Annotated in this window: 1 protein-coding gene; it reads right to left on the bottom strand. The window is 74.2% G+C overall.

Features of this window, described 5'->3' with window-relative positions; all coding sequences use genetic code 11:
• On the bottom strand, positions 1 to 8,213 hold an 8,213-nt coding region (locus ACFWR9_RS42015; protein WP_383852761.1), incomplete at its 3' end, for a type I polyketide synthase.
• Positions 8,214 to 8,232: the final 19 nt, after the last annotated feature.

An 8,232-nucleotide genomic window follows, 5' to 3' on the forward strand; every position in this document is an offset into this window, starting at 1 on the left:
GGAGACAACGCCAGCTCGCACGCGGCAACCCGATCCGCGAACACCTGGGAGGAATCGAGCAGTTCACGCCCCATGCCCACCCACTGAGCACCCTGGCCCGGGAACACGAACACCGAACGGCCACGAGCGGCAGAACCGCTGCCCGCCGTCACACCCGGCGCCGACTCCCCCCGCGCCAGCGCGCCGAGGCCCGACAGCAGCTCGTCGCGGGAATCAGCGACCACCACCGCCCGGTCCGAAAGCACCGCGCGACCGGACACCAGCGAGGCAGCGGCACCGGCAAGCGGAACCTCGCCCTCGACGAACGCCGCCAGTCGCTGCGCCTGACCGGCCAGCGCCCCCGCGCCCTTCGCCGACACCACGAACGGCAGCACGGCATCGCCGTCAGCCTGCGGCGGCAGCTCCATCTCCGGCGGGGCCTGCTCCAGGATCAGGTGGGCGTTCGTACCGCTGGCGCCGAAGGAGGACACACCGGCCCGGCGCGGGCGCTCGGTCTCCGGCCACGGACGGGACTCGGTAAGCAGCTCGACCGCGCCTGCCGACCAGTCCACCTGCGAGGTGGGCTCGTCCACGTGCAGCGTCGCCGGAAGCACACCACGACGGATCGACTCGACCATCTTGATCACACCGGCGACACCGGCGGCGGCCTGCGCGTGTCCGATGTTGGACTTCAGCGAGCCCAGCCACAGCGGCCGGTCCTCCGGGCGCCCCTGGCCGTACGTCGCGAGGAGCGCCTGCGCCTCGATCGGGTCACCGAGTGTCGTACCCGTGCCGTGCGCCTCGACGACGTCGACACCCGCCGGACGCAGACCCGCACCGGCAAGGGCCTTGCGGATCACGCGCTGCTGGGCAGGACCGTTCGGAGCGGTCAGACCGTTCGAGGCACCGTCCTGGTTCACGGCCGAGCCCCGGAGCACCGCGAGCACGCGGTGCCCGTTCCTGCGGGCCTCCGAGAGCCGCTCCAGGAGCACCACGCCCACGCCTTCGCCCCAGCCCGTGCCGTCGGCGGAGGCCGCGAACGACTTGCAGCGGCCGTCGAGCGAGAGGCCTCGCTGACGGGAGAACTCCACGAAGGCGTCCGGGCTGGACATGACGGTGGCTCCGCCGGCGAGGGCCATGGAGCACTCGCCCTGGCGCAGTGCTTGGGCCGCCAGGTGGATCGCGACGAGCGACGAGGAGCAGGCCGTGTCCACGGTCACCGCGGGGCCCTCGAACCCGAACACGTACGACACGCGGCCCGAGGCCACACTGCCCGCGGTGCCGGCCATGACGTAGCCCTCGACACCCTCGGGTGCCTGGCCCAGCCTGGACACGTAGTCGTGGTGGACGATGCCGGTGAAGACGCCGATGTCCTTGCCGCCGGTGGACCGGGGGTCGATGCCCGCCCGCTCCAGGGCCTCCCAGGAGGTTTCGAGCAGCAGCCGCTGCTGCGGGTCCATGGCGAGCGCCTCGCGCGGGGAGATCCCGAAGAGGCCCGCGTCGAACTTCGCGGCGTCGTGCAGGAATCCGCCGGTACGAGCGTAGCTGGTGCCCTGGTGGTCCGGATCCGGGTGGTAGAGGCCGTCCAGGTCCCAGTCCCGGTCGACGGGGAAGCCGGAGATCGCGTCGCGCTTCTCCGCGACGAGTCGCCACAGGTCCTCGGGGCTCTCCACACCGCCCGGCAGGCGGCAGCTCATGGCCACGATGGCGATCGGCTCGTCCGGGTCGGACGCGGTGGCCGGGACCGTCGAAGCTGACGAGACGTCAGTGGTCGTGTCCGCGCCCAGGAGTTCCGTGCGCAGGTGTCCGGCGAGCAGGGCGGGCTTCGGGTAGTCGAAGACCACCGAGGCGGACAGTCCTTCGATCCCGGTCGCGTGGGCCAGCCTGTTGCGGAGCTTGACGGCCGCGAGGGAGTCGAAGCCGAGGTCCTTGAAGGAGCGGGTCCGGTCGATGGCGTCCTCCGTACGGTGGCCGAGGACGCCGGCCGCGCCGGATTCCACGAGCTCGACAAGCAGGCGCTGCTGCTCGGCGGCCGTGAGCCCGGTCAGCCGCTCGGCGAGCGACCCTGCGGCGGCCGCGTCGCGCGTCACCGCACGGCGGCGGACCGCCTCGGCGGGGGTCTCGGCGGGGGCCTCGGCACCGGTCACCGCCGGTGCCACTACCTGAGCCCCGGCCTCGCCCCCGGCTCCGGTTCCGGCTCCGGCTCCGGCTCCGGCTCCGGCTCCGGCTCCGGCGGGTGCTGCCTCGGCCAGCTCCAGCGGTCCCATGGACGCGACCGGCGCGCCCGTGGTGTCCGCGAGCTCGACCAGGTGGCGTCCCTGTCCGGTGGAGGTGATCCGTACGCGCAGTGCCGTGGCACCGGCCGCGTGGACGACGAGCCGGGCACAGCGGGCGAGGTCGCGCGGCGACGGCGTGCCGTCGACGGCCGCCACGAGGCGCAGGACGGTGCCGAGGAGGACCGGGTGGAGGGTGAACCGATCGGCCTCGTCGAGGAGGTGTGCGTCCAGGGTCACTTCGGCGAAGGTCCGTCCGCCGTCCTGCCGAACGGCGCGTACGCCGGGCAGGGCATCGGTCGACGTGTCCGCGGCCGTCGGCCAGTTCGCAAGGTCGAACGACGCCTCCGGCATCCCGGCGACCAGCACACCACTGGCGTGGCGGGTCCAGGGAGTCCCGGCCGCGTCCGCGCCGTGGAGACGGCTGTACACGCGTACCGTGCGACGGCCGACGGAGTCGGGCCCGCCGACGGCCACCTGAAGCTGCACCGTGCCGTGCTCCGGCAGTACGAGGGCGCTCTCCACGGCCGTCTCTTCGAGCGACCCGCAACCGACGGCGTCGCCGGCCTTGACCATCATCTCCAGGAGCGCGGCGGCGGGAACGGCGAGCGCGCCCGGCGTCCGGTCGCCCGCGCCGAGGAGCCGGCCGTGACGGATGGCCGACAGCCGTGCCGTGTGGACGATCCCGCCGTCGCCGGGCAGCTCCGTGGGGGCGCCGAGCAGCGGGTGGTCCGTGCCGCCCGTCGCACCGGCGTCGGCGTCCAGGGCGCGGTCGAGCCAGTAGCGCCGGTGCTGGAAGGCGTACGTCGGGAGGTCGGTCCTGGCCTGGCGCGGCTCCGCGTACAGGCTGGTCCAGTCGAGGGCGATGCCTCGTACGTGCAGCTCGGCGAGGGCCGTCAGGACGCTGACGTCCTCCGGCTTGTCGCGGCGGAGCGTGGCCACGCAGGCGGTCGCCCCCGCCCCCGTCGCCCCGGTCTCAGCGAGGCCGGCGAGCGGAGCGAGTGCCCCGAGGGCCATGCCGGTGAGGACACCGCCGGGACCGAGTTCCAGGTACGTCGTGGCGCCCAGGTCGCTCAGGTTCGTGACGGCGTCGGCGAAGCGGACGGCGTGGCGGACCTGGTCCACCCAGTAGTCGGGGGTGCCGAGTTCGTCCTCGGCGAGGGCCTTGCCGGTGAGGGTCGACACCATGGGGACGGCGGCCGGGCGGTAGTCGAGGCCTTCGCAGACCGCGCGGAACGCGTCGAGCATCGGCTCCATGAGCGCCGAGTGGAACGCGTGGCTGACCTGGAGCCGACGGGTCTTGTGGCCCCGGCCCGCCAGCTCGGCCGCGACGGCCAGTACCTCGGCCTCGGTACCGGAGATCACCACGGAGTCGGGGGCGTTGACGGCGGCGACGCACACGGCGGCGCTCGTCCGGGCGTCCTCGGCGAGGAGGGAGGCGACCTCGGCCTCGGTCGCCTGGACGGCGACCATCGCGCCGCCCGCGGGCAGGGCCTGCATCAGCCGGCCGCGCGCGGCGACCAGGGTGCCGGCGTCGGCCAGGCTCAGCACGCCCGCGACGTGCGCGGCGCTCACCTCGCCGATCGAGTGTCCGGCGAGGAGGTCGGGCCGTACACCCCACGACTCGTACAGCCGGAAGAGCGCGGTCTCCAGGGCGAACAGCGCGGCCTGCGTGTACGTGGTCTGGTCGAGCAGGGCCGCCTCGGCGGACTCCGGGGCCGCGAACACGATGTCGCGCAGCGGCCGGTCGGGCTCGTCCCCCGGCCACCGCTGTTCGACAGCCGCGCAGGCGGCGTAGAAGGCGTCGCGGAAGGCCGGGAAGGTGTCGGCGAGTTCACGGCCCATGCCGGCCCACTGGCTGCCCTGGCCGGTGAAGAGGAAGGCCAGCTTTCCGGCGACCGGGGTACCGGTCACCGTCGCGGGGCCCGCCTCGCCACTCTCCGCGAGGGCTCGCAGGTCGGCGCCGAGCTGCTCCCGGTCGGTGGCGAGGAGGACCGCCCGGTGGGCGAGCTGCGCACGGGTGGTGCCCAGTGAGTACGCCGCGTCGGCGACGCTCACGTCAGGGCGGCTCTCGACGAAGGTGGCGAGGCGCTCGGCCTGCCCGCGCAGCCCGTCGGCCGTCCTGCCGGACACCGGCACGAGCACGGTCCGGACGCCGGAGACGGACGGGGGCACGGAAGCGGACGGGGGTACGGAAGCGACCCCTGCTTGCACCTCCGCCTCTACCTCCGCCTCCGCCTCGCGGCGGTCGGTCGGCTGAGGAGCCGCGTCCTGCTCAAGGACCACATGGGCGTTGGTTCCGCCGATGCCGAAGGAGGAGACCGCGGCCCGGCGCGGGCGCGCGGTCTCCGGCCACGACCGGGACTCCGTGAGGAGCTCCACGGCGCCCGCGGACCAGTCGACGTTGGTGGAGGGCGCGTCCACGTGCAGGGTGCGGGGCAGCAGCCCGTGGCGGATGGCCATCACCATCTTGATGACGCCCGCGACGCCCGCCGCCGCCTGCGTGTGGCCGAGGTTCGACTTGACCGAGCCGAGCCACAGCGGCCGCCCCTCCTCGCGGTCCTGGCCGTAGGTCGCGAGGAGCGCCTGCGCCTCGATCGGGTCGCCGAGCGTCGTACCCGTGCCGTGCGCCTCGACGACGTCGACGTCGGCCGTGGTGAGACCGGCGTCGGCGAGCGCCTTGCGGATCACGCGCTGCTGCGCCGGACCGTTCGGCGCGGTCAGACCGTTCGACGCGCCGTCGGAGTTGACCGCCGAGCCCTTGAGGACGGCCAGGATCTGGTGGCCGTGGCGTCGCGCGTCCGACAGCCGCTCCACAAGGAGCAGGCCGGCGCCCTCGGACCAGCCGGTGCCGTCGGCGCCGTCCGCGAAGGCCTTGCACCGCCCGTCGGGGGCAAGACCGCGCTGGCGGGAGAACTCGACGAAGGTGTCCGGGTTGGCCATGATCATCACGCCGCCGGCAAGCGCCATGGAGCATTCGCCCTGGCGCAGCGCCTGCGCCGCCAGGTGCAGGGCGACGAGCGAGGAGGAGCACGCCGTGTCGACGGTGAGGACCGGCCCCTCCAGACCGAGGTGGTACGCGATGCGGCCCGCGAGCACGCTGCCCGAGCTGCCGGTGAGCCTGAGCCCCTCGACCTCCGGGGAACGGTGCAGGAGCAGGCTGTAGTCGTTGCTGTTCATGCCCGCGAACACGCCGACGTCCTGGCCGCGCAGGGAGGTCGGGTCGATGCCGGCGCGCTCGAAGACCTCCCACGAGGTCTCGAGGAGCAGCCTCTGCTGCGGGTCCATGGCCAGTGCTTCCTGCGGCGAGATGCCGAAGAAGGCGGCGTCGAAGCCCGCGGCGTCGTCGAGGAAGGCGGCGTGGCGGACGTACGTCGTGCCCTCGTGGTCGGGGTCGGCGTCGTAGAGCCGCTCGGTGTCCCAGCCCCGGTCCGCGGGGAAGTCGGTCACCGCGTCGGTGCCCTCGCTCACCACCCGCCACAGGTCTTCGGGGCTCGCGATGCCGGCCGGGAAGCGGCAGGCCATGGCCACGATCGCGATCGGCTCGTCGGTGGACGCCCGGGCGTCCACCCCGGCGGTGCCGGCCGGGTCCGCGAGCTCGATCCCCAGCGAGCCGAGGAGCATGACCCGTATCTGCCCGGCGAGCAGGGCCGGCGTCGGGTAGTCGAAGACCAGCGTCGGGGACAGTCGCAGGCCTGTTGCCACGGCGAGGCGGTTACGGAGTTCCACAGCGGTCAGCGAGTCGAACCCGGCCTCCTTGAAGGCCCGCTCGGCGGCGACCGCCGCCGCCGTGGCGTGCCCGAGGACCTCGGCCGCGTGACGGCGTACGAGCTCCACGAGCGTCTCGGTCTGCTCGGCGGCGCCCAGCGGGGCGATGCGCTCGGCCAGCGAGCCGGAGTCCGCGGAGGCGGCCCGGGCCGTCGGCCGCGGCGAGGGGGCGAGACCGCGCAGCAACGGCGCCACGGGGCTGCTCGCGGCCCGGGCGCGCAGCGCGCGGATGTCGAGCCGGGTGGCGACGAGCAGGGCGTCGTCGCCGCGCAGACCGGCGTCGAAGAGCGCCATTCCCTGCGCGGCGGACAGCCCGGTCATGCCGTTGCGCTTGTTGCGGTGGAGGTCGGCGTCGGCGAGGTGCTCGGTCATCCCGCTCACCTCGGACCAGTAGCCCCAGGCGAGGGAGAGAGCCGGCAGGCCGAGGGCCCTACGGCGGTGGGCGAGGGCGTCGACGAACGCGTTGGCCGCCGCGTAGTTGGCCTGTCCCGGGTTGCCGAGCACGCCGGCGGCCGAGGAGAACAGGACGAACGCCGCGAGGTCGAGACCCTGGGTCAGCTCGTGGAGGTGGAGCGCGGCGTCCGCCTTGGGCCGCAGCACCGTGTCGACGCGCTCCGGCGTCAGTTCGGAGACCACGCCGTCGTCGAGTACGCCCGCGGTGTGGACGACGGCGGTGAGCGGGTGCTGTCCGGCGGCGACGGTAGCGAGGAGCGCGGCGAGTTCCGTACGGTCCGCCACGTCGCAGCGCGCGATCGTGACGGTGGCGCCGAGAGCGGTCAGCTCCTCGGTCAACCGGGCGGCGGCGGGCGCGTCCTGGCCCTGTCGGCTCACGAGGAGCAGGTGGCGGGCCCCGTGTTCGCTGACGAGATGGCGGGCGACGATGGCCCCGAGGGTGCCCGTACCGCCGGTGATCAGGACGGTGCCCCCGGCGTCGATCGGACGGCCACCGGAGCCGGCGGCCGTGGCGGCGGTGGCACGGACGAGGCGCGGCACCTCGACCACTCCCGCACGGATCCGCAGCTGCGGCTCGGAGCCGGCGAGGGCGGTCGCGAGGACGGTACGGGAGCCGGCGTCGGCGTCGGTCTCGACGAGGACGATCCGGTCCGGGTGCTCCGACTGGGCGGAGCGTACAAGCCCCTGGACGGCTGCAGTGGCGGGCTCGCCGCTGTCGCCGGTCAGCACGACGAGACGGGTGTCCGTCAGCTCGGGCCGGGCCAGCCACTCCTGGACGACACCCAGCGCCGCCGCAGTCGTGGAGCGGGGGTCGGTATCGGCCGGGTCCACCTCGTACAGCAGGTGGCCGGGTGCCGTGCCCGGCGCGGTGGCCACGGCGGCGACCTCGGCGGCCGAGGTCACGTACGGGTACGCGACGGCGCCGACGGCAACAACGGCGGGCTCCGACGGCAGCCGGGTCCAGGCGATACGGAACAGCGCGTCGTGCGTCAGGACATCGGCGATCAGCGCCTGCTCGGGCGTGTACGGCCTGCCCGTCACGGCCTCGACGGACATGACCGTACGGCCGCTGAGGTCGGCCAGTTCGAGCGAGGCGGCCTCGCCGGACACACGCGACGTGCGAACCTTCAGCGCGGAGGCGCCCGACGCCCGCAGGGAGACACCCGCCCACTCGTACGGCTGCGTGCCGTCGGCGAGCGCGACAGAGGCGGCCGCGTCCAGGAGCGCGGGGTGCAGGCCGTACCGGTCCGCGTCGGTGACGCCCTCCGGCAGAGTGACGTCGACACCGGTGGTGTCGTCGGGGGCCGACGCGCCCAGAAGCGCACTCGGCGCGAGCGTGCCGTCGGCGTGCCGGACCCACTCCTCCTGCGCACCGGAGTTCTCGGCCCGGGAGTAGAGCTGGATCGCACGGCGCCCGGTCCCGTCGGCGCCGCCCACGGTCAGCTGGAGCGACCGGGCACCGCGCAGGGGCAGAACAACGGCGTGGTCGACGGTCAGCCGCTCCACGGTGGGCGCGCCGATCTCGTCGCCGACCTTGAGGGCCAGCTCGACGAGGGCGGCACCGGGCACCACGACGACGTCGGCCACGGCGTGGTCGGCGAGCCAGGGGTGCGAGCGCAGGGACCAGCGCGAGGTCGTCACGAAGCCGTCGGAACCAGGGAGCCCGACGACGGCGCCGAGGAGCGGGTGGTCGGTGGAGGCGAGACCGACGGAGGCGACATCGGTGTCGGCGCCCGTCATCTGGATCCAGTAGTGCTCG

Source organism: Streptomyces sp. NPDC058534 (genome assembly GCF_042717365.1).
Lineage (GTDB): Bacteria > Actinomycetota > Actinomycetes > Streptomycetales > Streptomycetaceae > Streptomyces.